The sequence below is a fragment of the Stenotrophomonas sp. GL_101 genome (assembly GCF_057835675.1).
The window spans coordinates 2,319,023-2,341,428 of record NZ_CM174432.1 but is presented as its reverse complement, the minus strand read 5'-3'; the positions used below and the strand labels follow the sequence as shown (position 1 = coordinate 2,341,428).

Genomic DNA, 22,406 nt, shown 5'->3' with positions numbered 1-22,406 from the left:
GCGTTCTTGTTGATGATGAAGTTCGGCAAAGCGCTTCTCCTGAAATTGACAGCAGCTAATTGGTCGGTGGCGCCTTAGCACCACCGACCGTCACTTACTTTTCCTTGCGAACGCCCTTGAAGGGCGTTTTGTCTGCTTTGACGTCCATGAAGCGCCCGGTACCGGTGTCTCGCTTGACGAAATTGCCGGCCGGGGTCTGGGTCTGCGACCGGTTGCGCACCGCGCCATTGCGGTGACCGTCGCCTTTCGGTGGATTGGTAGCCATTGAAGTTCTCGGTAGTTGAGGAAGAAAAGCACAAGAGGCGACTGGTCCTGACCGTTGAAGGCGGGGCAGCGATGCCGCCCCGCACATCACCTGACTACCCGTCAGGAACCCAAATCGGCCAAGCTTTCAAGCCCGCAGCAGAAGCGTGGATCTTCTTGCCATTCTTCAAGGTAATGACTGCCCGGAAGATGAGCTTGTAGCCAGGACGAGGGGCAGCGGTCGTTGTAGACACGGCCGGTGGTCCTCTTGGTTGAGGGCGCTCATCCGACAACTTCAAGACTGGTGTATTGACACTCTTTTGCAGAGCGCTATACTTTTACGGCTGTTTGCGAGGCAGCCAGTCTTAAAGACCTCACCAGCTGAACGCCTTGCCGGTGAGATTTTAGCTTCATCAGTGACCAAGTGAGCCACTGCATGTTGTGTTGAAAAAAATTAGCACCCCTATATCTTGGGCTCGACCTTTCGGTCGGGCCCTTTTGCGTTGGACTCTAGCACAGCGATTTAGCCAAATGTGAACCGAGTCACGTTTTTATAGCGATATTTTTTGTTCGGTGCAGCGAATTTTCAGGACGATCTTGCCTGCATCGTTCGCTCCTGTCAAAGCTTTTGTTCGGTATAGTGGCACTTGGCGCTGTGCCGGCCTCCAAGGAACCGTCGATGTCTACCATTTTTGGCAATAAAATCAAGAACCTAAGGCGCGAAAAGGGTTTCACGCTCGACTCGCTCGCTGACGCCGCTGGCATGAGTAAGAGCTATTTGTGGGAGTTGGAGAACCGAGAGTCCCCTCGCCCGTCGGTTGAAAAGCTCGGCGCCTTAGCTAAGGCCCTCTCTATGGATGTGTCCTATTTCCTGGATGAGGAAGCGACGAGTCCGGAGGAGCGACATCTCGACCAGGCGTTCTTTAGGAACTACGGCGAGCTTGACTCAACCGCCAAAGAGCAGATGCGCAGGATCATGGAAACCTTCAAGAAGTCCTAACATTGCCAAAGGATTGGCCGATGAACGCTGATGTGCTCACTCCCTCCAAGGCTGCCTACCGTCTGACGCATTTGCTCAACGCAATGTCGGCGGCGCACGGGGACCCTCGTTTTCCAATTGACGTCGTGACATTGGCCAAGGGGGCGGCAGAGATCTTCCACTGGGATGACCCCATCACCAACGTCGAATCGGCCGACATCAAGTCCTTTGAGGGCGCACTTTTCGCAAACGACACGCGCAGCAAGTGGATGCTGCTTTACAACCAGACGCTGAAATCCCCTGGCCGCATCCGCTTCACGCAAGCTCACGAGCTTGGCCACTACCTGCTGCATCGACAAGATCGCATCGACTTTCGGTGCGCCACGCAAGACATGGTGAGCCTTACTGAGCAAGAAGCGTCGATGGAAGCCCAGGCCAACGCCTTTGCGGCAACGCTTCTGATGCCTCTGGATGACTTCCGCCAAAGCACCCAAGACGGTGCCAACTTTGAGGTCCTTGCCGATTGCGCTGATCGATACGGCGTGTCGCTGACCGCTGCTGCGTTGCGCTGGATCGAGCACACCGAGCATTGCGCCGTGCTCGTTTCCCATACCGATGGCTTCATAAATTGGTCAATTTCGAGCCGGTCAGCGCGGACTGGCGGCGCCTTCTTCCGTGCACGGCGAAGCGCGATTTCCATCGGTGAGGACACACTGGCTGCTAACAGGCAGATCGTGCACGAACGATTGGGTGTGGAAATTCCGGCACGCGCCTGGTTCAAGCATGCAGAGGATGGGCTTAGCCTGAAAGAAATGAAGGTCACTGCCGACCAGTTCGACTACACACTGGCGCTTCTGGTACTTCCTAGGTGTTCCAAAGTCTGGGCACCTTGGACAGATTAGTCTGAGGCGCACAGGATATGGCGAAGGCTAAGTACAGAAGCAGGAGGCAGTAGGCGTACGCAATTGCAACAACTTTCAGCCAGAAGCAGACAAGCGCAGGCCAATTGATCCATCTTTCCTCCCAGGGTCCTGTGCCGAGCGGCAACTCCGCCGCAAGGGCTGCTAGGTCGACCTCAGGGCTTACGTGTAAAGCGCCCAACTGGAGGCTGTCACTCTAGTACAGCGGGATCGTAAGTTTACGTAGCTTCGCTGCCAAGCTAGGCGATTTCCGGGCAGATAAATGTTAATTTGCCGTCGCGAGATGACATTCACGCGCTACCTCCGATAAAGATCCCTAATCCCCTGCCCGCCGCCTCCGGCGAGATCCGGCATCGGCCGTTTGAAATGCGCCATCGCCTGGATCGGCCTTCTTTTAGGTGTCCGTGAAAGCGGGCGTGAACCCCTCACCCGCAGTGGCGAACTGGCCGCGCGGCAGCGTCACCTCCCAGACGATGTGGTGCTCTTGCACGCTCGGGTGCTCGAGCGCGATCAGACCGCGCAGCATGCCAAGGCGTCTATGCCCTTCAATGAGATGGTGTGACTGCATCGTCGGGCCGCGCGGATGCGTCAAGCCTTCGCTGTTGGCCGCAACGATGATGGGGACCGGAAAGGTCCCGCGGGTGACCATGTAGCGGCCAAGCGGAAAATCTAGATCATCATGCAGATCGAGGAATCGCGTGGCCAGATCGTCCCAACTGTCGAAGCGGCCAATTCCTAGAATTGCCTCTTGGAAGTAGCGCTTGCGCTGGAACGTGAAGGCACTAATGTCGCGGTGCAACCACAGGTCGGCGAAGTCCTGCCAATGCCGCCACACCCAGTCCTTAACCACTTCGTGCGGGAAGTTGTCCAGCTCCGCCGGCCAGCGGGAAATGTAGTCGTCGAAGGATTCGGAGTCGTGGTCGCCATACCCGCGAACCTTCAGTGCTCGCAGATCCAAAGTCATGCGGCCGGCGCCGACATAGGGAAGCGTTCCGCATTCTGCGGGTACTGCTCCACCATAAAGAAGGCGCGATGAAAGCGTTCGATCCAGCCCGGATCGGCGAGCCTGCTTTCGATTTCCTCGATCGGCACTTGCACACCGCGCGCCTGCGCTGCCTGCTGCAACGCGTACGCCCGGTCGCGGATGGCATCGGCTTGGCACTGCCTGTCCTGATAGGACCTGCTTGCGAGTTCGAACATGCGTTCGCTGCTCATGACCATGAAGGTGCCCGCCTCGGCAGTAGCGCGTAGAGCTTGGGCGGCCTCCACCGACGAGTGCGTCGACAGCAGCGCCCGATAGAAGGCGACGAAGCTGCGTTCCAGTTCCCACGCCCGCATAACTCGATTCGGACCGATGAAGCCCCACACCGGCGCCGCGTCCGTAATCTCAATGGCGCGAGCCAGGGCGCTGCCATGGCACGCAGACATGACGACGATCAAGTTCAGGCGGGTCGCGATGTTGAGCGGGGTCAGCATGGCTTTCATCTCTGGCCATGTCGCCTGTGAGCCATCTGCGAACTGGACCCCTTCCGGACAGCCATGGCACTCCAGGTGAACCAACGGGACGTATGGTTCTCGCGCTGCAAGCTGCGCACACTCCTGCATGACGTGCGCAAAGTGCGCTGCGCTGTCGACCCGCAGCTGTACGACAGCCGGAGCGTCTTCACCCAAGGCGGTTGCCAACACGGCCATGTCGTCGCAGAGACGGCGCGCGGTGTTGTACTCCCCGACGGGAATCGAATCAAGAATCAAGATCTGGTTGAATATTGCAGGCATCTGCAAAGCCTCGCGTGGAACGCAGAGAGCGGATCGGGACGGATCACAACGACCGGTTATAGATCACGCCACAATTGTTCAAGGTTGACGTCCTCGCTGTCGGGCTGTCTCGACTTATCCAGCGGGTCGACCTGCAGCACCATGGGCAGATCAAACGACGTGCCCGTCGCAATGCAGCAGCCTTGGGCCAGGTTGGGGATCAGGGATCGGGACAAACTGTCCAGCGTGGTGATGGTGTTGTCGATCAGGAATAGATCGCGATCATTGACCAGGCGGTGGATGAAGAAGTTGTGCAGCTGGGACACGATTGTCGGCGAGATGTCAGCAGGCCGCTGGCTGGAGATGGTAATGAATACGCCAAACTTGCGCCCTTCCTTTACGATTTCCTCGAACAGCTCCAGGCGATAGTCGCGCCAGCTCTCCTGTTCTCGGGCCGACTGCTGCGACAAGATGTTATGCGCCTCGTCGACGATCAGGTGGATTGTTTTGTTCGGGGGGTAATCCACTGAATCCTTGTGCTGGTTGTAGTAATGCTTTGCGATCAGCAGCGGCAACACCTTTTTCGTCTCGTTGTTGCACTGCTTCAACGAAATCACCGTGACCAATCTCGGATCCGGGTCGTTGACGCCGACGTTGATGACCTTCTGCAAACTCGACAGCGACGCCTCCATCCGCTTAATCATCGGCTGGATATGGTCGAACTGGACGAAACCTTGGATCAGTTCGCGCACAAGCTGCAAGTACATCCGGACGATCAGCTGTTGGAACGGATCCAGAGGGCCTAGATCGAGGCCATCAACGGTTGGCCGCAGCGTAGCTGCATACGCTTGACCGTCCGCATTGAAGAACACGCCGTCACTCCTGCGAAAGAAGTAGTGATCGCGGCTGTGCCAGGAGATGTCCTTGAGTTGATCCTGCAAAGGGACATTTCTGAGCACGGTGGCGATCCGCCGGAGCAGGTCCAGGGTCTCGGCGCGCGGCGCGGCGGCACTGAAAACACGCTCGAACGTCAACTTCGCATAGTTGCTCAGCGCATCCGGGGCATGCTCGAACAGCTTGCGCCCCTCCACCAGTCGGACGAGAAAGGGGCGCTGCGTGTTCTGGGTGGCCTGAAACAGCAGAGACAGGGTCTCCACGTTCCAGAACTCGTCTTGGTTGAGAGGAAACTTATCGCCGGGACCGCGCTGCGTGGCAAGCCGGTACACCTGCTTGGCGTGCGCGGGCACCAGTTGCAGTCCGGTGTACTCGCCGTTGAAGTCGAGCACGATGAACTTGCTGCGACCCGCCATCGTCTGCGCCTTCTGCTCGAAGAGGACGGTGTAGAGCTTGGTCAGGGTATTGGACTTGCCACTTCCGGTATTGCCGAAGATGCCAATGTGGCTGTTGAACAGGCGCTGCCAGGGCAACCCAATGGGAATTTCCTCCTTGAGCATCTTGCCGATGATGAACCCGGCCCCTGCGCCCCTGCCGTAGATCTGACCGATGCTGCTCTCCTGCAAAAGGAACGCGGAGTCCTTGATCATCGGCATGAACTTAATGCCGTGGCGAAACTCATTGCCCTCGAAGTAACCCACCGGCTTGGCGTCCACCTTGCGGATGTAGTTGGATCGAACCCCATCAGCCTCGACCCGGTTCTCGTCGAGGTATTCGCCTTCCACCAGACAAACGATGCTGCGAAACCCGCGTTGAATCGCAATGTACTCGCGAATCGAGACGCCCTTGTACTTGTCACCCTTGTAGAAGAGCGTCTCCTTGCTTGAGTCCTCATCGATCCTGAGGGTCACCTTGACGCCGTGCACCGCAATGACCTCGCCGACGCGGATGCTCATCCGCCCTCCCCCGGCACCGCGACGGCTTCCGCGTTCACGGGCTGCCGGCTGTCAGTCGGCGGAGAGATAGTGAAGATCTGCTCGTTGAAGGCCTGGAAATCAAGCTTGCCATTGTCCAGGGTGATGCAGCGGACGTTGCTGTAGACCTTGAAGAGGCCCGACAGCCATGCGTGCTCACCCGCGGAGTAGCAGCACACGAACACCTGCAATGATGGGTTGGCCAGCGATCGCGTCAACAGATTGAGGATGTGTTCGTCCGCGAACGAGAAACCGAACGTGATGAGCACCGCGTTCGGTTTCTCCAGCTCGTAACTGAGCAGGCGCAGCATCTGATAGTAGTGCTCGTCGAAGACGGTCTCGTGGAACTTCCACTTCGTCGGATTGACGATCGGCAGCTTCCGGTAGGCCTCCCAGAAGGCATCGCGCACCGGGTCTGGCAGAGGTGGCGCGACGAGGTCGGCCACGCCGGCGGTCTCGTCTAGCAAGGTCGCCGAAAACGCGTTCAAAGCCGCCATCTGCTCGGCCGGGATCAGGCTGTCGAGTGCAGACGCCTGATAGTCGACCAGAATTCCGGCGCCTTCCTTGCGCCAGTAAATGGAGCCGTGCAGGTGGACCAAGTTCACCTGCGGGACACTGGTTTGGGTGCGCTCGAAGACCCCGGTCTGGCACAGGTACGTATTGAAGTTGCGTGCCTGCAGATAGCGACGACGGAATCCGCGAGCGCCGTCGTTCACGACGAAATCGTCGCTGGCGCGGGCGAGTATACGGTCCGCGGCCTGCGCAAAGCAGGCGTCGTAGTTGGTCGTGAAGATGTTGCAGCGTTTGTCGAGAGGTTTGCGCCGCTGCAACATGTGCAATACGGTGCCGAGGAAGGTCTCGTAGTTGGCGATGACCACTTTCGCCTCGACGCTGTCCGTGGCACTCGGGTGATAGGCCTGTGCTGGGCGGATGCACGTCGCGTAGTAGTGCATAAAGAGCCAGTCGAAGCGCGTATCGTTGCGCTCCTCGAACCACGTCGCCAGACTCTCCAAGGTATGTGCGTCGCCGGCGTCGTTGCGCAGACGCAACGCGAGGGTGGGAAACAAGCCCACCGACGCCCCCGATCCCACCAGGAAGTTCAAGTTCTTGTCGTAGATGTCACCGAGTTTGATGGCGTCCGTCATACCTGCTCCCTCTCTCTTCCCCGAAGGAAGGCTCCTGCGTCAGGCGAACGCCCACGCTGGACCGCGTACCACTGGGCCCCTTCCCCCTTCCTGTGCCCCGGGTACTGTAGCGCACCCCGCCTTAAGTGGGCGCTTACCGCCAGAAGTTGCGGCCGTGGTTTCAGGTGTCATCCCGCTTGGGCGATCGGATGCGGGGGAGTGGGTCTGGTCATACGATTTGCCCACAGCGCGCCCCCGAGGAGTGCGCATCCCCTTGATCTGACCGGATCTTAGGTAGCTCATAGCCGGTCAAGAAACGGTTGCAAAGCCGGACCCCGACTCGGCGCCGCACCGCGCAGGCAAGCAGGTCCGCGACACGACTATATCTCCCTGTGAGAGAACGATGCCGTCCCCGGCCCTAGGAGATGTCCATGGCAAAACTTCTACATTTCGGAGGCTCGTCAGCCTATTGCAGATCCAGACCCGGGATCGGCGGGGGCGCATGGCCGGATGTCCGCTTCGGGTCGAGAGCTGAGCACTGGCTACCCCCGATAAATCTTCCCAATCCTGGACTCTCAAAACCAGAAGGTCGCGTCAGGGACTAGCAGCGCCCGGCGCTGCCAAAGACGGACTGAGCCTTAAGCTTCTTTCCAGAGCACTTGCTCCAGCAGACCCTCGGGGTTACGGACTTGCAGCAGGTAATCAGGAGGCAACTGGCGCTCTGGCAGCCAAGCAGCACGGAAGGCCTGCAGCAAATAGGGCAACAAGGCTTGGCGCTCTTCAATGACCAATGCACTAGCTCCCTGCATCGTCTCTTGCCGGACAAGCTTGGCTTGTGCTGGTGTCAGGGCCGAATGAGGAACCAGATGAGCGCTGACTCGCAGAACCCATCCGCGATCCTCGTCCGGGCTGATCGGACGTGCTTGGCTACTTGGTTCTGCTTGCTGCATGCGCCCGAGATTGAAGTCGCGAAACTCCCTATGGCGACAACACCAAGCACGGAGGTGCCATCTCGGTCCGGCTTGGATCAACGCGTGCGGAAATAACTCACGCAAATGCGGCGCCGGATCGCTCATGGAAGTGTATTTGACTCGCACGCCCGTTCCCTGTGCGATCGCTTGATGCAATACGCGATACACCTCCGGGGCGATCGTGGTTTGATCGGCGATGACGCGGTGAGCGGCAATGCCCACTGCCAGATCCGCTCCCGGCAATACTGCCCCGATGAGCTGGGCATACTCGCTAAACACGCCTTGGGTAAGGACTGGCCTGGCCCGCAGTGTGGGGGCGTAGTCCTTGGCCCCTTCGATGCGTTCAATGTTACCCGGCGCTTGCTGCCGATAAGCCGCGATATCGCGGCTGGCTTGCGTCGCGTGCACCGGGAACAAGGACCGCAGGCGCGCGTTGCTCAGCTGGCCCTCCCATAACAGGAGCAACTCAATGGCTCGAAGGCGCGCCTCGGCGGGCAGTGTTGACAAGGGCATGGGGATTGATATTACTATGAATCTAATGTTACTACCAATCTAACATAAATCAGGTTCGCCGTGATGGATGCACTGCCCCTGTTTGACCGAATCCCGGCCACGCTGTTCAGGCCACTGGCTGCCACCAATCACCGCCACTACTGGTCGGTTCTCTGCCGCTTGTTCGATCAGCTCTGGGGCGATGGCGCCGGCGCGCCAGGACTGGAGATCGAGAAGGCCAAAGTCATCCGCGTCATCGAGAGCCACCTGATTCACGATGACCCGTGGCTGGATGATCAAGGCCAGACCCTGGATTCACCGGTGGCCATCAGGGCCAACGACATCTATCTGACGTTCCGCGACGCTGACTGGCTCTCCGAGCGTCAACGGGGCGTCCGTACCGTCACCACGGTGCGCCCCATCGCGGCGCAGTTCTACGAGGCATTGGTCGAGTTCTCCGAGCGCGGCCCCAACTTCCTGGGCAGCCAGGTGCTGTCGATCCATTCCAATGTAAGGCTGGTCGTAGAAGGCAAAGCCGATGGGGGATCGTTCCATGAAGCGGCCCGACAGGCGCACACCCTCTGGACCCACATCGCCAACACGGGCGTGCAGGTCTATGACCTGATGGAACGCCTGCAGAAAGTAGGCACTACCCGAGAGTTCGTCGAAGGCTTCTTCGAGGGCTATATCCAGAAGTTGTTCATTGGCGACTACCTGGAGATCCGCACCTCCCACCATCCGTTGCAGCATCGTACCGAGATCATTCACGACACCTTGCGCTGCAGCCACGTCGAAGAGCTATTAGGGCCGCTGCAGCAGTGGTACATCCAGAAGCTCGCTTCCGGAGATCCCGCTCGCGGCCAGCGCCTATTTGATCGCGACGTATCACGGCTGATGCGCCTGCAGGATGTAGAGCAGCACCTGAAGCGATTGGATGACGAGATCCGGGCCGCCAATCAGCGCGCCCTGACTTACCTGGAGTACAAGGCGCGGGCGCCACGCTCCTTCGACGCCCTGCTTGCCAAGGCGTGCCAAGCCATTCGGCACCTGCCCGAAGGCCACATCGCGTTGCCCGATGCATTGCCCGCCGAGCCATTGGGGCCTGAGTGGTGGGCCCCGCCACCCACGCCACCGAAGGAGAACCTCGGAACTGCGGTGGTCAAGACACCACCCACTCTGGATGCACTCGCATTGGACGCCCTGCGCCGCAGCATGACCGAGGCGCGACTTGTCACACCCATCAAGCTGGCCACCTACGTGGTCCGGCACCTGGGCAGCGCCCACGAGATCGGATCTGAGGATCTGACGATCCAGTCCATTGCCGACTTGGCGTGCTATCAGCGCTTGCTCCTGATTGCCTCAAGATTCGAGGCCCCCATCGCCGTGGCGTCTGAAGATCCGTTTGTCGGCATGGTGCCCGGCATGTCGGTCAAGTTTGTTGGTCAAACATGGACACGCGGCGACTACGTTCAACATCGACGTTTCGTCGTGCATCGGGAGAAGCGCGCATGAGCTCAGTATGGAATCGAATCGCCGAAACCAGTGAGGGCACGGTGACGGTTGAAGACCTGGAGAAGGCCGCCACGCGCCTGGATACCTACCAGGTAATCCACGAGAGGGATCATGGCAGTCGCCATGCCTACGAACTGGTCGTCAGGTATCTGTCCGCCTTCCGAAATGTCTTCGAACCCTTCGGCCGGCAGCTGCTCCACCGGCCCCACCACGGCTACGTGGTGCTGATGGCCCGTCACCGCGTCGGCCCAAGGATGCGCCTGTTTGATACACGCATGGCGGTAATCCTTCGTCGGCTCTACGACGACAAGATGCAGCGCGCCGACATCGAGAATGGCGAGATCGTCTGCGAGCTCGTTGAGATCCAGCAGGCATGGCAGGAACACTTGAACATCGAGTGGCGGTTCAAGCAGAGCGAGGTGGAGGAATCCCTTCGTACGCTACGTCGGCACGGCATCGTCCAACAACGACCTACGGGCGATCCCAGCAATCCCTTCGTCGTCGTGGTGCGCCCCGCCATCGAAGACGTCATCGGCGAAGTAGCACTTCACCAGCTGGCCGCCTACGGACATATCGGCTCTGACACGGAGGACGACGATGAAGTTGCTTAACAGGATCAGCCTGCTGCAGTTCTTCCTCTATGAGCGCGAGGATCTTGATGTCGGGCGCAACACGGCGTTCTTGGGACCCAACGGCACCGGCAAGACGTGCCTGCTGGATGCCGTGCAAACAGTGATGCTGGGCGCTGACACCCAGCGCGTGCACTTCAATGCACAAGCCGATGGAAAGCGCCGGGATCGCTCGCTTCGCAGCTACTGCTTGGGCATCTACGATCAGAGCGAGCACGGCCGCTGCCGTGACATTTCCAATACCTATATCAGCCTGGTGTTTCGGGACGAGGATACCGGCGAGGTAGTGACCGCCGGCGTGGCGCTTTCCGCTCGTGTAGATGCGGTCGAGCACTCCTTCCATGGCTTGTACATCCTGCCCGGCGTTGACCTGACTAGCGCGGACCTGGTGGAAGCGCTGCCCGATGGGCAAGTCCGCGTCTTGCCGTGGAAAGACGCGCAGTATCGATTGAAGGCATTGGTCGATGAGGCCGGTTCTGCGCGCACCTCCTTGATCACACAGAACCGGGAGGAGTTCGTCCGCAAGTTGTTGATCGATCATTTGGCAGCTCCAGGCGATAAGCCCAATCCTCTGATGTTCCGGAACGCATTCCAGCGCTCCCTCCAGCTGAAGGTCATGGATGATCTGAGCACGGCCCTGCGGGATAACCTGATTCAGGCCAGCCCAACAAACATCCGCGAGTTCAAGGTGGGCCTTGATCAGTTCAGAAAAATGCGCGAGCTCGTACTGCGCATTCGTGAACAGATCGAAGGCGCGCAGGCCGTAGGGCGGGAGTACACGAAGGTCAAGACACAGCGCACGCGGCAGGCCAACCTGCTGAGCCTGGCGGCCACCGTCGAGGTCGAGGCAGCCGGAAGCGAATCGGCACACCAGCAAGATCAGCTGGTGGAACTGGAAGCCCGCATGACTGGCGCCAAGGCCGAGGGCCAGCGGGCCGAAGCGGAGTTGGAACGTGCCACACATGCGGATCGACAGGCCCGCGAAGATCGGGCCAGAGATCTTGGCTATCAGAACCGCGCAGAGGTGACCGGACAGCTCCACGAGCGGGAAAAGGCTGCCCGACTAGCCAACGACGCCCTGTCCAACGAACTGAACGGCATGCTCCGTGCAGTGGCAAGTGCTACGCGACAACCTGCCCTGCAAGTTGACAGCGTGCAGTTTGAACTGGCGGGCACGCAGATCAGCCGCGCACTCGGTCAGCTTGACGCTCGGAGCCTGCCCCAGGGCGAAGATATCAACGCGTTGGCTCACGCGATGGCACGTGCCGCACATTTGAGTGGACGCGCAACCCACACGCTTGATGTGGCTCACCAGGAGCTTTCCGCCGAAACGGATGCAGCCCGTCGTGCTCTTGCCCGCACGACCCAAGGATTGTCCCGATTGGCGGATCCTGTCGACTTGGTGCAACGTCGACTGCAGGAAGAGGACATCGAGGCTGTTCCGGTCTGTGACCTTGTTCAGGTCAGTGAGCCTAAATGGCAGGCTGCGATGGAAGCCTATTTGGGCCTGAATGCCCAAGCCTTGTTGGTCAAGCGCGACGACGAAGAGCGTGCCGTGCGTGTGTATCGTCAGATGAAGAGGAATCAGCCGATCTACGGGGCAAAGATCGCGGCGCCCTCTCGCCTGCGGCATTGGCGCGCGCAGGAACCCGGACTGCTGGCAGCGAGCCTGATCGAAGGTAGCAACGCTGATGCTGTGGCCTATCTGCGCGGCGAGCTGGGCCAGGTCGAGTGCGTGGAGACCGAGGCGCAACTGCTTGCCTCGCGCCGCGCCATTACCGATGACGGCATGGTTGCCGGCGGAGGCGGTATCGATCGTCGGCGCCTGCCCGTGGATCTGCAGATCGGCCGTCAGGACCGACAAGCCAGCCGGCAGCTGGCCGAACAGCAGTTTCGGCAGCTGTCTGAGCAGCTCGAACAGTCTAGCCGCGTGTTGACCGCACATCGGCAGGCCACACAGGCCCTGAGCACGTATGGCTCAGCTGAAGCCATTTCCCAGCGCCTGACCGGCTTGACCATCGTGCTACAGACCCAGTGGGCAGATCTGGATGATGTTCAGCAGCGCCTGGCCGCGTCCACCTCCAGCGAGGTGGCGTCTCTGGATGAGCGTGTTCGGCTGACGGAGCTCGCACTGACCAAAGCGAATGAGCAGGCGCTTCACTGGAGCAAGGAGCTGGTGCGCGTGGAGCTGCTTCAGGATCAAGCCACTCGGGCCTTGGCCACCGCTGAGCAGATGCTTCGCACCGCTCGGGAACGGGAGAAGGCTTTTTGGCAGGATCCGCTCTACGACAGTGCCGAGGTCGACAGGCTGAGGGAAAAGCTGGAGCAAGATTACGCCGAGGCGGCACCTACGGTGCTGGTTGATCATTGCCGTACGCGAGCTCAGCAGCTGGGTGACAAGGCCCAACAGGCAGAGGTCGAGGCTGGCACATTGCTCTCGCGCTATCGAATCGAGTTCAGCGTCAATGCTGATATCGCGGGCGACTGGGTCTCCCGTGCGGCCTTCATCAAGCAGGAAGAGGAGCGCTTGGTGACGCTGGCCCTGGCAGAGAAGGAGGCAGAGGCCGAACAAGCACTGAAGGCTGCCGAGCGTGTCTTCCGCACGGACGTGGTGCAATCACTGCTGGCGGGCTTTGATCGGGTGAAAGAGCAGATTTCCGCGCTCAACCAGGTCCTCAAGAAGGCGCCGGAGTTCTCGAATCGAGAACGCTACTTCTTCAGGCACCACGTGGTAGACGCATACAGGCCGCTGTATGAGTTCCTGCAGCGCTTGAAGGAAGTCGATCAGCAGGACGCCATCTGGGAGAAGGCCGAGGGCTTGCCTCCCGAGTTCCGGGAACTGATCGAGGCCGACGCCAGCAGTCCCCTGCTGCAGGACAGCAGCCCCCTTCAGGACTACCGGCGCTTCTTCTCTTTCGACATCGACATCCTGCGTGACGGGGAGTCCATCGGCGTGCTGAGCAAGCGCTTCGGGCCGGGCTCCGGTGGCGAGCACCGCACGCCGCTCTATGTGATCTTCGGTGCGGCACTAGCTGCGGCCTACGGCAATCTGCACGGGCGTAACGCCGGTGGTGGCTTGATGCTTCTGGATGAGGCATTCGACAAGATGGACGCTACCAACGTCCGTGCCGTGGCGGACTATCTCAATACCCTGGGGTTGCAGCTTCTGATGGCGGGCCCTGAAACGGATCAGCCCAAGCTCAGCGGTTTCCTGGATGTGTACTACGACATGGCGCGACATGGCAGCCGCACCATCCACCTGGAACGCTACAGGCTCAGCGAGGCTGCACGTGAGCTTCTGGCCAGCGACAACCCGCTCTACCACCCGGACCTGATCCTGCGTGAAATGCAGCGCCTGCAGGGCAACCAAGGCGCGCCAGGATGAGCCTTGCGCGCAAGACCCTTGAGAAGCTGCTCGCTTCTGCCGAACGTGCACAGGTGAAGGGAGTCCGTCGTGCAGTGCGGGCCCGGCTGGACGGGCGTGATAGCCCCTACCTCTCGCTCTCGCTTGATCAGCGAGAGCAGGCCAACGCCTATTTCACTGCGGCGAACGAGGCGGGCGCTGTCGCGTTGATGTGGAATCGCTATGGCGGAGAGGACCGCCCGCTGGATGCGGTGACAGTATCCGATGCGCAGAAGCTGGCTGAGTTCCTGAAGGTTCCAACCCAGCAAGCACTCCTAGATCGAGCAGCCTCGGCCTTCGCGCCCTGGCGCGGAGCCGTGCCGGCACTGGATGAGGTGCTGGAGATCTGGCGCGGCTTACAACAGGTCCGGAGGCGAGGCCCTGAGGACTTCGAGCGATTCGTCGATGCAGCAAAAGTTATCGCTCACATGGCTGCGCTCAAGGAGGAAGCGACCGTTCGTGTGGCGAGCCGGCAGCTGTTCCGGGACAGCAAGCGCATCGAGGCCCTTATCGTTGAGCTCGATGCGTTGACCGCACCTGCGGTGCGTGCGCCTTCCGGGCACTGGGAAGATGTGCTCTCCGGCATTGGCCTGCGTAAGGCTCCTTTGCCGCTTGCTCTGGCCGGGAAAGGCCATGTGCACCTGCAAGTCTCAGGTCAGCGCGAGCTCGCCTATGAGTACCTGGCCGTGAGTCCCGGACAGGTAACTGGGTTCACCGGCGATCCCCAATGGGTGCTCTGCGTTGAGAACTGGACCACCTTTGAACTGGTGGCGAGAACCGAACAAGCACAACGTCAAGGACTAGTACTTTTCACCGGCGGTATGCCCTCGCCCGTCTGGCGGCGCGCCCTGGCCGCGATTGTTTCTGCGCTGCCGGTTTCAACGCCGGTCTATCACTGGGGAGACATCGACGTCGGCGGATTCCGGATCGCGGCGGTCATAGCTTCCACGCTGGCGCCAAGGCCTCTGCTACCTTGGCTTATGGACCCCTCCGACTTGGCATCTGCCGATCCGGCCGAAGACAGCATGCGTCAGGATATGGTGCGCAGTGCCCGGCGGGCCGGCTGGGCAGAACTCGCGCACATACTGGAATCGTTCCCGCCAGCGGTGATGGAGCAGGAGGATGTGCCCATTCTATTGCCGAGCGCGGCTGGCCACATGTAAGGATCTTCTGCTTCTTCGCCAACGCCAATCGGAATCACGCCCCCTTCCCTACCCCCGATAAATCTTCCTAATCCCCGTCCCATTGTCCGGCCTCGGCTAAGCGGACGTCGTCTGCTTGGCCATACCATCCTTCGCCCGCTGCCCATTTGGCGCGCGCCAATGACTGTCGTTCCATCCCGCGATCGAGCCGCGCCATCGACAAGCCAGGACCGATGTTTGCAGATCGCCGGCCGGGATCAGAACGAAACCTGCGCTCGCACGCCGACGGTATTGCCGGAATCAGGTCCTTGGGCGTTGCCGACCTTGTTGTCGGTCTTCCAGTGAACATAGTTCAGCATCAGGCGCGACCAGTTGTTGAGGTACCAGTTCACCCCAAGCGTCCATGCAGTGCCCTCGCCGCCGCGTGCCGCATCGAGAAAGTCGTAGCGGTCATAGCGCGCGGCCAGTTCGAACGCGCCAACGCCACCTTCCTGCACCGGACGCAATACCCGCGTGGTGCCCCAAACCCCGGAGCGGCTGCTGAATCCGGGGCGCTCGCCGGTAATCAGCCAGCCTGCGTAGATCGACGTCGCCCGCTGGTCGACCGAGTCGACCGTACGCGACTCGATGGTGCGGGTGGTGTGTTCGGCGAAGGCCCACACCGGGCCGTACACTCCGCCCAGCTCCAGCCCCCAGGCGCGGTTGTCGGTGACGTTGGCGATGGAGCTGGCCGACACGCGCACATTGCCGTTCCAGCCCAGCGCGATCGGAGCGGTCTTGTTGATGCTGCCGACGTCCTGGCCGAGATCCTCGTACCAGTACCAGCCGCCCAGATGCACGAAGCCTGCCTGGCCACGCAGCGGGTTCCAGTGTGCGCGCAGCAGATACGCAAGGGTGTCGCTGGCCGTGCTGTCATTGCCGATATCGTCGCCGGTCACCGCGACACTGGCGTGCCAGCCATCACCGATCACTTTGGTGGTGACGCCCAGCCCGTAGTACCCGCTCTGCTGTGCACCGACCGACGCCACCGCATTGCGCTCCATGAAAGGCGTATTGACGCCGCTGGTGCCACCATCGAGGCCACGGTCCTTGAGCTTGTTGCCCACGTAGATTTCCGTTGGCAGGCTGCCGAGCCGCGTGTCCCAGGACAGATAGGTGTCCTTCAGGGAGACATCGTTGCCCGCAAACTCCGCATCGATCTTGTAACCCAGTGGTCCCATCTGACCTTCGGCACCGAGGCGGCCGCTGGCCAGGTCGGTGCCGGTGACGTTGCGTGCGCCGAATCCGGAGCCGTGGGTACTGCTGAAATCGACCATCACGCGACCACGGGGGTGGAAGGTGAACTGGCCATCACTGCTGCGGAACTCAGGGCCGCCCTTGCGCCAGCGCACATTGCCATCACCTCCTCCACCGGTCGCGGCGAGCTGCGCCACCTGCGCCTGCAGAATGGTCATGTCATCCTGCCGGGTGTCCGCGATGGCCGCAGCCACCTGCGCGTCGACGTTCGCATCGCTGCCGGGTGCCCCGCCCGTACTTTGCGATCCACTCTCCAGCGCAGCCAGGCGTGCGCTCAGCTGCTCCAGCAGGGATGCCTGCTCGCGCAGTTGCTTTGCCTGCTGCTGCACCTGCGCACGCAATCCGGCTTTGGTATCGCCAGCCGCGGCCAGCGCAGAGGGTGAAGCCAGCAACAGGCTGCCGCCGGCAGCCGCGGCAAGCGCGGCACGCTTCAGTGAATTCATGCAGTTCTCCCGAATGGAATACAGTGCGCGGCTCAGTCGCCCGCGCCATCATCGCCCAGCGAAGGCTGTGGCTGAGCAGCGGCAGCGGGCATCCCGCTGGTATCGTGCGGCGGAAGTCGCGCAGGCGGTGGTCCGAGGTAGCCGTGACTGCGCGCCCAGCTGGCGAAAAGGCGCGGCCACTGCGCGACCAATGTTCCGGGCTTGCCCAACCCCCAGCTGTGACCTCCGGCTTCGAACAGATGCAGCTCTACCGGAATGCCTGCCGCATGCGTGGCCTGGTACATCGCCACGCTGTGGCCGACATCGACGGTGCGATCATCCACGGCCTGGGCCAGGAACACCGGCGGCATGTCCTTGCGGACGTGCTGTTCGACCGAATAGGCCTGCTGTGCGTCGTCCTGACTCGCCAGTTCCCGCTTCGACCGGGTCTGGTCCAGCGGCGCGCGCATCGAAACGACCGGATAGATCATGCCAAGGAAGTCGGGGCGCGCGGACAGCTGGTCGGCTGCATCCACCGGCGGATACAACGAGGCGTCGAAGCGCGTGGCAACGATACCGGCAAGATTGCCCCCGGCGGAAAAGCCCAATGCGCCGATGCGCTCCGGATCGACCCCCAGGCTTGCCGCCTGCGCGCGCAGCAGCCGCATGGCGCGCTGGCCATCCTGGAAGGGCGAGACCGGTGCCCACCCATCAGCAGGCAGCCGGTAGTAGACCACGGCGGCCGTTACACCCAGCGACTGCAGCCACTGCGCCGTCGGCTTGGCAGCGCTGCCGATCTGGATGCGGAAGTAACCCCCACCGCCGAAGATCACCACGGCTGTCCCGTTCGGTTTCAGCGGTCGGTAGATCTCCATGCGCGCGTTACTGATTCCCGAGACCGCGCCCTTTGCGCTGCCCTCGATACCGATCCGTTCCGGCCCACGAGCGCGTTGCTGCCAGTGGTCCTGTGGCCACAGCGGAACCACCTCGGGTGCCAATGCAGGCGGCACTGACGGCACCGCGCCCGCAAGCAAAGGGTTCAACAGGAACAGAAGCAGTGCCAGCCAGCGCAGCCTCCCCGTATACAGACTCATCTCACGCCCTCCCGTAGGCATTCACAGGGCGAAGTGTGGGGCGAGCCGCGCTGGCGTCCTATAGCCGGATAGGACTAGCTGCACCGTGCCGTGTGCACTGCAGCATCGATCTGCACAAGTGCAGACGACGCTGACACCGACTTCGCCAGGCGAAGCCCCCTTCTGCGGGCTGCACGCGGTGACGTTCTGCCACGAATCGCGCACCCCCACGCTGTGTCCGACTGGGCGCGTCATGCTGAGGTTGTTGTAGCAAGTCAGATCATCCAGCCAGCCACGTTGGCCAAACGAGTAGGCGACATTGGCGCTTGGCACGTCCGCCTGCGCTGTGACCTGGAAGGGAGCCTTGAAGGCTGACAAAGCAATACGCTGGCCTGGTACGTCGTAACGGTAGCGCCCACTGCAGTTGGGTTCCCCCATCGAGCTTCCACCGCGCGTGAACGGCTGTACCTTGGTGATCATGATGGCGACGTGTCTGTGTGTTCTGGACCTTTCCGGCAGATCCGGATTTTCCCACTAAAGCAGCTACATCGCTGAACTACTCGCAGCGCACCTGATCCATGCTGCATGCGGGGCCTGCCAACATAGACTTGATGGACCTCCAGATTGCCGGCCAGCGGCCGGCACTACTGCCGAATTTGCTGCAGCGTTGTCCAGAACGTCCCCGGCCGGGGGCGCACGAGGGATACTGCAGCTCCGCAGTGCCGAGGTCGGATCCGATGCTGAAATGCACACCCCATTCTGTGTTTTCGTGGAACTATGTGGTTTCTGGCCTTACTCTTGGCGACGCGCAGATCATGTTCGAGCCATTCTCCGATCAGGGCACCATCCTGTTCAATGACGCTAGACTCGTGGTCCGAAAGAAGGGATGGGTGAATGCGTGCTGGACCCTTGAACAGGGCGAGAACATTGTCGCCGTCGCGAAAAAACGTGGCATAGCGGGTCGCTCGTTCGATCTGACTTGGGGGAAGGATGTCCTTCTCCTGAAGCAACAGGCCTTGATGGCACGAGGCTACGACATGCTCCTTGGGGATGCCGTGGTTGGCACAATTGAACCTGAGCATCCCCTCACCCGCAAAGCACGCGTGGAGTGTGAGGCTGCGGCGGCCGACATCGTCCAGCTGTTCTCATTCTGGCTCGTCGCAATGGTCTGGCGAAGCACCACAGATGCATCCCCCGCCTGAAGCTCAGAGAGTGAAGTGTTATCAATGATATCGATACTGTGTTATCATTGATAACATCCCGTCCAGCCACAGGCTCTTCCCTATGCTCATCGTCACAGGCGCTGCCGGCCAATTGGGCCAACTCGTCGTCAAACACCTGCTTACCCATGTCCCTGCTCATCGCATCGGCGTCACTGTCCGGAACCCTGCCGCCGTGGAGAATTTCGCCGACCAGGGCATCCGGGTACGAACGGCCGATTACTCGGATCCCGCAGGCTTGCGTCGCGCCTTCGAGGGGGCCGAGCGCGTCCTGCTGATTTCATCCAATGCTTCGGCCACCGGCGGCGATTCGCTTGCCCAGCATCGCAATGTCATCGAAGCAGCCAAGAGCGCGGGGGTTGATCGGCTGCTCTATACAAGCCAAGTCTCCGCGTCCCCGGCCTCGCTGTTCCCGCCGGGGCGGGACCATGCGGAGACCGAGCGACTATTGGCCGGCTCGGGCCTGCTGTGGACGGCGTTGCGTCACGGCTATTACGCCAGCAGCGCCTACATGATGAATCAGGCGGGTTTCACTTCGGGTGCGCTTACTGGGCCGCCCGACGGCAAGGTGGCGTGGACCACGCATGATGACCTGGCGGCCGTGGACGCACTATTGTTGGCTGGCAAGGCCCAGTTCGATGGTCCGACGCCGCCGCTCACAGGTGATGCAGCGCTCGACCTGGCCGACCTGGCCGCGTTGGCAACTGATCTCTTGGGCTGTTCGATCGTGCGCAAGGTTGTGACCCAGGAAGCAATGGCATCTGCTCTGCGATCTTCAGGCATGCCTGAATCGACGGTTCAGATAGTCCTTGGCTACTACCATGCTGCGGAAGCCGGCGAGTTCGCTACAGTCAATCCGACCTTGGCACATCTGCTTGGCCGCCCAGCCGCTACGCTACGCAGCTTCCTGGAGGCAAAGCTCCCGAATGCTTCCAGGCAGCTTCGCTGAATTTCATACATGACTTCGAGCCTTCCACCAGACGCAAAAAATACTCACCGCGAGCGGATCCTCTCTGCGGCCGAAGACTTGATTACGACTCAGGGAATCGAAGCGGCAACGACTCGCGCAGTCGCTGCGGCAGCGGGTGTTCAGCCGCCCATCCTGTACCGGTTGTTCGGCGGCAAGGACAGTCTGCTTGACGCAGTTGCAGAGCACGCATTGCAGGCCTATGTCGGCTCCAAGGCCCGACGGGAGACAACGACGGACCCATTGCAGGAACTGCGCGAGGGATGGGATCTACACATTGAGTTCGGACTGGCGCGACCAGCCATCTTCCTGGTCATGGTGTTGCGCTCGACTCAAGCACGTGAGACTCCTGCCATGCGCCAGGGAACGGAATTTCTGCGGGACAAGGTTCGTCGACTTGCAAGCACGGGACGTTTGCGGGTCACAGAAGCACGCACCCTCGAACTACTTCAGGCAGGGGCGACGGGGACGATTCTGACGCTGTTGCGGCAGCCCGCCGAGGTTCGCGATCAAGGGCTGTCGCATGCTGTTCGCGAAGCCGTGCTCGCTGCAGTAGTTGGGGCTTAAGGCGTAGTGGAATGGAGAACCGCTGCAAGGCTAAGGGATGGTCAGCGAGCGGGATCCGTCATCACTAGTACGTATAAATGAAGACCGTCATCCGAATCGATCGATAAGTTGAGGTTGCAGGCGGCCTTGCCGCCGTCATTGTCACCTTCACCGCCCCGGCCTCGCCCAGGGTGCCGGCCGCACTTGTCTGCCCTGTTGGCAGCCCTGCCTCCGCCATCGACCCGACCGTGGCACGGCGCATCGATGCCGATGTGCAGCAGGTCATGCAGCGCTTCCAAGTGCCCGGCGCGGCCATCGCGGTGATCCTTGATGGCACGCCGATCTATTCCAGCGCCTATGGCTTACGCGACCGTGAGCGCGCCCTGCCGGTATGTACCGATACCCCATTCGAAATCGGCTCGATCACCAAGCAGTTCACCGCTGCGGCTATCGTGCAGTTGCAGGAAGCAGGCAAGCTGCAGCTGGACGACCCGCTGGCGAGCTACCTGCCGCACGCGCCGCACGCCACCGAGGTGACCCTGCGCCAGCTGTTGACCCACACCAGTGGCCTTCACGAATATTTCGACGGGCCGGAAGCGGAGGTTGACGACCTGGTGACCCGCCCCATTGACTTCGAGCACCTGATCGCGCGCATTTCCGACCGGCCGCTGGACTTCCCGCCGGGCACGCGCTGGTCGTACTCCAATACCGGCTACGCGCTGCTCGGCAAGGTGATTGAAACTGTATCCGGCGAGCGCTACCGCGACTACCTGCAGCGGCACATGCTCACGCCGCTGGGAATGACGCGTACCTTTACCCTGGCCGACAGCGACCGCCTGTCCCGCATGGCCGTGGGCTATCGGCACGAGCAGAAGGCGTTGCGGCGCTCACCGTATTTCCATCCGGACTGGAGCGGTGCGGCCGGCTTCCTGGCCAGCACCTTGGATGACCTGGCGCGCTGGGACGCCGCCTTAAGCGGGGGCAAGGTGGTGTCCGACGTCGGCTATGCGCAGATGAAGACCTCCTTCGTCACCACCGATGGCAAGCCGGTGGGCTACGGCCTGGGCATGTTCGTGGATACGGCGTACGGGTAGGCACGGATCGGTCATACCGGCGGCTCGCAAGGTTTCACCACTGCCGATGAGTATTTCCCGGATCTTGGCCTGCGCATCCTCGCCTTCAGCAACCTGGGCGACAAGAAGCCAGAAGCCGGCATTATCATGACCAATCTTGTGTTCGCCGCACTGAATCCGGACATCGTCGCGACCTGGGAGCGCCCTGTTGCCGGGGAGGTTGCCGCCGTCAGCGCCAGTGCAAACGCATCGTTCGGCCAGCTGCAAGGCGGCACCGACTACAGCGCCTTCAGCGACGACCTGCGTGGCAAGCTGGGTGCCGGCATCGGTGCCGACCTGATGACCTCCCTGGGCCCCTACGGCGCGCCAACGGCGATGGTGTTCAAGGGCGCACGCCAGGGCGAAAAGGAACGCTGTACAGCTATGTGGCCGAGTTCGGCCCGGGTGCGTTCATCGGCTATACGGTCCGGCTGGACGAGACGGGCCGAGTTGCCGGATTCGCGATTGAATGATTGGGGGGCGCCGTGCACGAAGGCTGTCTCTTCGAGCTGCGGGGAAAGTCGCCATGAATCGCCGCGACCTCAACCGGCATCGACGGCCCCACTTCACTGGCAGCAGATGCATAGCGTCCCCTAACGGCCAACAGCTGCCCTCCACCCTACCCCCGATAAACATCCCTAATCCTGGACTTTCCAAAGCAGAAGGTCGCGTCAGGACCTAGCGGCGCGCGGCGCCGCCCATTGGTCACCGCCGGACGCCGGAGCGACTCCA

General features: G+C 61.2%; 19 protein-coding genes. 11 read left to right on the top strand and 8 right to left on the bottom strand.

The annotated features are described in order from the left end of the window. Positions 1 to 94: 94 nt before the first annotated feature. Positions 95 to 265, bottom strand: coding sequence for a hypothetical protein (locus AC3IR9_RS10415; RefSeq protein ID WP_019184226.1), 171 nt, complete (start codon positions 263 to 265; stop codon positions 95 to 97). 657 nt (positions 266 to 922) lie between these two features. On the opposite strand from AC3IR9_RS10415, the gene AC3IR9_RS10410 reads away from it, so the two are divergent. Together AC3IR9_RS10410 and AC3IR9_RS10405 are read left to right on the top strand one after the other, a co-directional pair. Next, on the top strand, positions 923 to 1,243 hold the full coding sequence (locus tag AC3IR9_RS10410; RefSeq protein ID WP_489295645.1) for a helix-turn-helix domain-containing protein: 321 nt from the start codon (positions 923 to 925) through the stop codon (positions 1,241 to 1,243). A 20-nt stretch (positions 1,244 to 1,263) separates the two neighbouring features. Continuing rightward, entirely contained in the window at positions 1,264 to 2,124 is an 861-nt protein-coding gene (locus AC3IR9_RS10405; protein ID WP_489295644.1) for an ImmA/IrrE family metallo-endopeptidase, read from the top strand. 412 nt (positions 2,125 to 2,536) lie between these two features. On the opposite strand, the gene AC3IR9_RS10400 is transcribed toward AC3IR9_RS10405, so the two are convergent. The 5 genes from AC3IR9_RS10400 to AC3IR9_RS10380 form a co-directional block, all read right to left on the bottom strand. Beyond that, positions 2,537 to 3,106 (bottom strand): hypothetical protein, encoded by a 570-nt coding sequence (locus AC3IR9_RS10400; protein WP_489295643.1) that lies wholly within the window; start codon positions 3,104 to 3,106, stop codon positions 2,537 to 2,539. Next, on the bottom strand, positions 3,103 to 3,918 hold the full coding sequence (locus AC3IR9_RS10395) for a hypothetical protein (protein WP_489295642.1): 816 nt from the start codon (positions 3,916 to 3,918) through the stop codon (positions 3,103 to 3,105). Before AC3IR9_RS10395 ends, AC3IR9_RS10400 begins: the two co-directional genes overlap by 4 nt. Positions 3,919 to 3,974: 56 nt before the next feature. After that, positions 3,975 to 5,747, bottom strand: a complete 1,773-nt coding sequence (locus tag AC3IR9_RS10390) for an ATP-binding protein (protein ID WP_489295641.1) — start codon at positions 5,745 to 5,747, stop codon at positions 3,975 to 3,977. Beyond that, positions 5,744 to 6,910 carry a hypothetical protein gene (locus AC3IR9_RS10385; RefSeq protein WP_489295640.1) on the bottom strand — a complete coding sequence of 389 codons (1,167 nt, stop codon included), beginning with the start codon at positions 6,908 to 6,910 and terminating at the stop codon, positions 5,744 to 5,746. The genes AC3IR9_RS10390 and AC3IR9_RS10385 overlap by 4 nt, the downstream gene beginning before the upstream one ends. 617 nt (positions 6,911 to 7,527) lie before the next feature. Further along, a complete protein-coding gene (locus AC3IR9_RS10380) occupies positions 7,528 to 8,373 on the bottom strand; it encodes a helix-turn-helix transcriptional regulator (RefSeq protein ID WP_489295639.1) in 846 nt (281 codons plus the stop codon). Between the two features lie 63 nt (positions 8,374 to 8,436). Between AC3IR9_RS10380 and AC3IR9_RS10375 the strand changes: the two genes are divergently transcribed. From AC3IR9_RS10375 to AC3IR9_RS10360, 4 genes are read left to right on the top strand one after another with little or no spacing between them, the layout of a single operon-like run. Further along, positions 8,437 to 9,864 carry a Wadjet anti-phage system protein JetA family protein gene (locus tag AC3IR9_RS10375; RefSeq protein ID WP_489295638.1) on the top strand — a complete coding sequence of 476 codons (1,428 nt, stop codon included), beginning with the start codon at positions 8,437 to 8,439 and terminating at the stop codon, positions 9,862 to 9,864. Further along, on the top strand, positions 9,861 to 10,475 hold the full coding sequence (locus AC3IR9_RS10370) for a DUF4194 domain-containing protein (RefSeq protein ID WP_489295637.1): 615 nt from the start codon (positions 9,861 to 9,863) through the stop codon (positions 10,473 to 10,475). Before AC3IR9_RS10375 ends, AC3IR9_RS10370 begins: the two co-directional genes overlap by 4 nt. Beyond that, positions 10,462 to 13,878 carry an SbcC/MukB-like Walker B domain-containing protein gene (locus tag AC3IR9_RS10365; protein ID WP_489295636.1) on the top strand — a complete coding sequence of 1,139 codons (3,417 nt, stop codon included), beginning with the start codon at positions 10,462 to 10,464 and terminating at the stop codon, positions 13,876 to 13,878. The genes AC3IR9_RS10370 and AC3IR9_RS10365 overlap by 14 nt, the downstream gene beginning before the upstream one ends. Further along, positions 13,875 to 15,059, top strand: coding sequence for a Wadjet anti-phage system protein JetD domain-containing protein (locus AC3IR9_RS10360; RefSeq protein ID WP_489295635.1), 1,185 nt, complete (start codon positions 13,875 to 13,877; stop codon positions 15,057 to 15,059). Before AC3IR9_RS10365 ends, AC3IR9_RS10360 begins: the two co-directional genes overlap by 4 nt. A gap of 236 nt (positions 15,060 to 15,295) precedes the next feature. On the opposite strand, the gene AC3IR9_RS10355 is transcribed toward AC3IR9_RS10360, so the two are convergent. Both AC3IR9_RS10355 and AC3IR9_RS10350 read right to left on the bottom strand, forming a co-directional pair. Beyond that, the gene (locus AC3IR9_RS10355; protein ID WP_489295634.1) at positions 15,296 to 16,777 is read right to left on the bottom strand and encodes an OprO/OprP family phosphate-selective porin; all 1,482 of its coding nucleotides are present in this window, start codon (positions 16,775 to 16,777) and stop codon (positions 15,296 to 15,298) included. 32 nt (positions 16,778 to 16,809) lie between these two features. Continuing rightward, positions 16,810 to 17,790 (bottom strand): alpha/beta hydrolase, encoded by a 981-nt coding sequence (locus AC3IR9_RS10350; RefSeq protein WP_489295633.1) that lies wholly within the window; start codon positions 17,788 to 17,790, stop codon positions 16,810 to 16,812. A gap of 776 nt (positions 17,791 to 18,566) precedes the next feature. Between AC3IR9_RS10350 and AC3IR9_RS10345 the strand changes: the two genes are divergently transcribed. The 5 genes from AC3IR9_RS10345 (at position 18,567) to AC3IR9_RS10325 (ending at position 22,271) form a co-directional block, all read left to right on the top strand. Next, positions 18,567 to 19,031 carry a hypothetical protein gene (locus tag AC3IR9_RS10345; protein WP_489295632.1) on the top strand — a complete coding sequence of 155 codons (465 nt, stop codon included), beginning with the start codon at positions 18,567 to 18,569 and terminating at the stop codon, positions 19,029 to 19,031. A gap of 82 nt (positions 19,032 to 19,113) precedes the next feature. After that, positions 19,114 to 19,998, top strand: a complete 885-nt coding sequence (locus AC3IR9_RS10340; RefSeq protein ID WP_489295631.1) for an NAD(P)H-binding protein — start codon at positions 19,114 to 19,116, stop codon at positions 19,996 to 19,998. Between the two features lie 9 nt (positions 19,999 to 20,007). Further along, the gene (locus tag AC3IR9_RS10335) at positions 20,008 to 20,583 is read left to right on the top strand and encodes a TetR/AcrR family transcriptional regulator (protein WP_489295630.1); all 576 of its coding nucleotides are present in this window, start codon (positions 20,008 to 20,010) and stop codon (positions 20,581 to 20,583) included. 227 nt (positions 20,584 to 20,810) lie between these two features. Next, on the top strand, positions 20,811 to 21,656 hold the full coding sequence (locus AC3IR9_RS10330) for a serine hydrolase domain-containing protein (protein ID WP_489295629.1): 846 nt from the start codon (positions 20,811 to 20,813) through the stop codon (positions 21,654 to 21,656). A gap of 126 nt (positions 21,657 to 21,782) precedes the next feature. Then, complete coding sequence (locus tag AC3IR9_RS10325) at positions 21,783 to 22,271, top strand: hypothetical protein (protein WP_489295628.1); 489 nt, start codon at positions 21,783 to 21,785, stop codon at positions 22,269 to 22,271. Positions 22,272 to 22,406 lie beyond the last annotated feature (135 nt).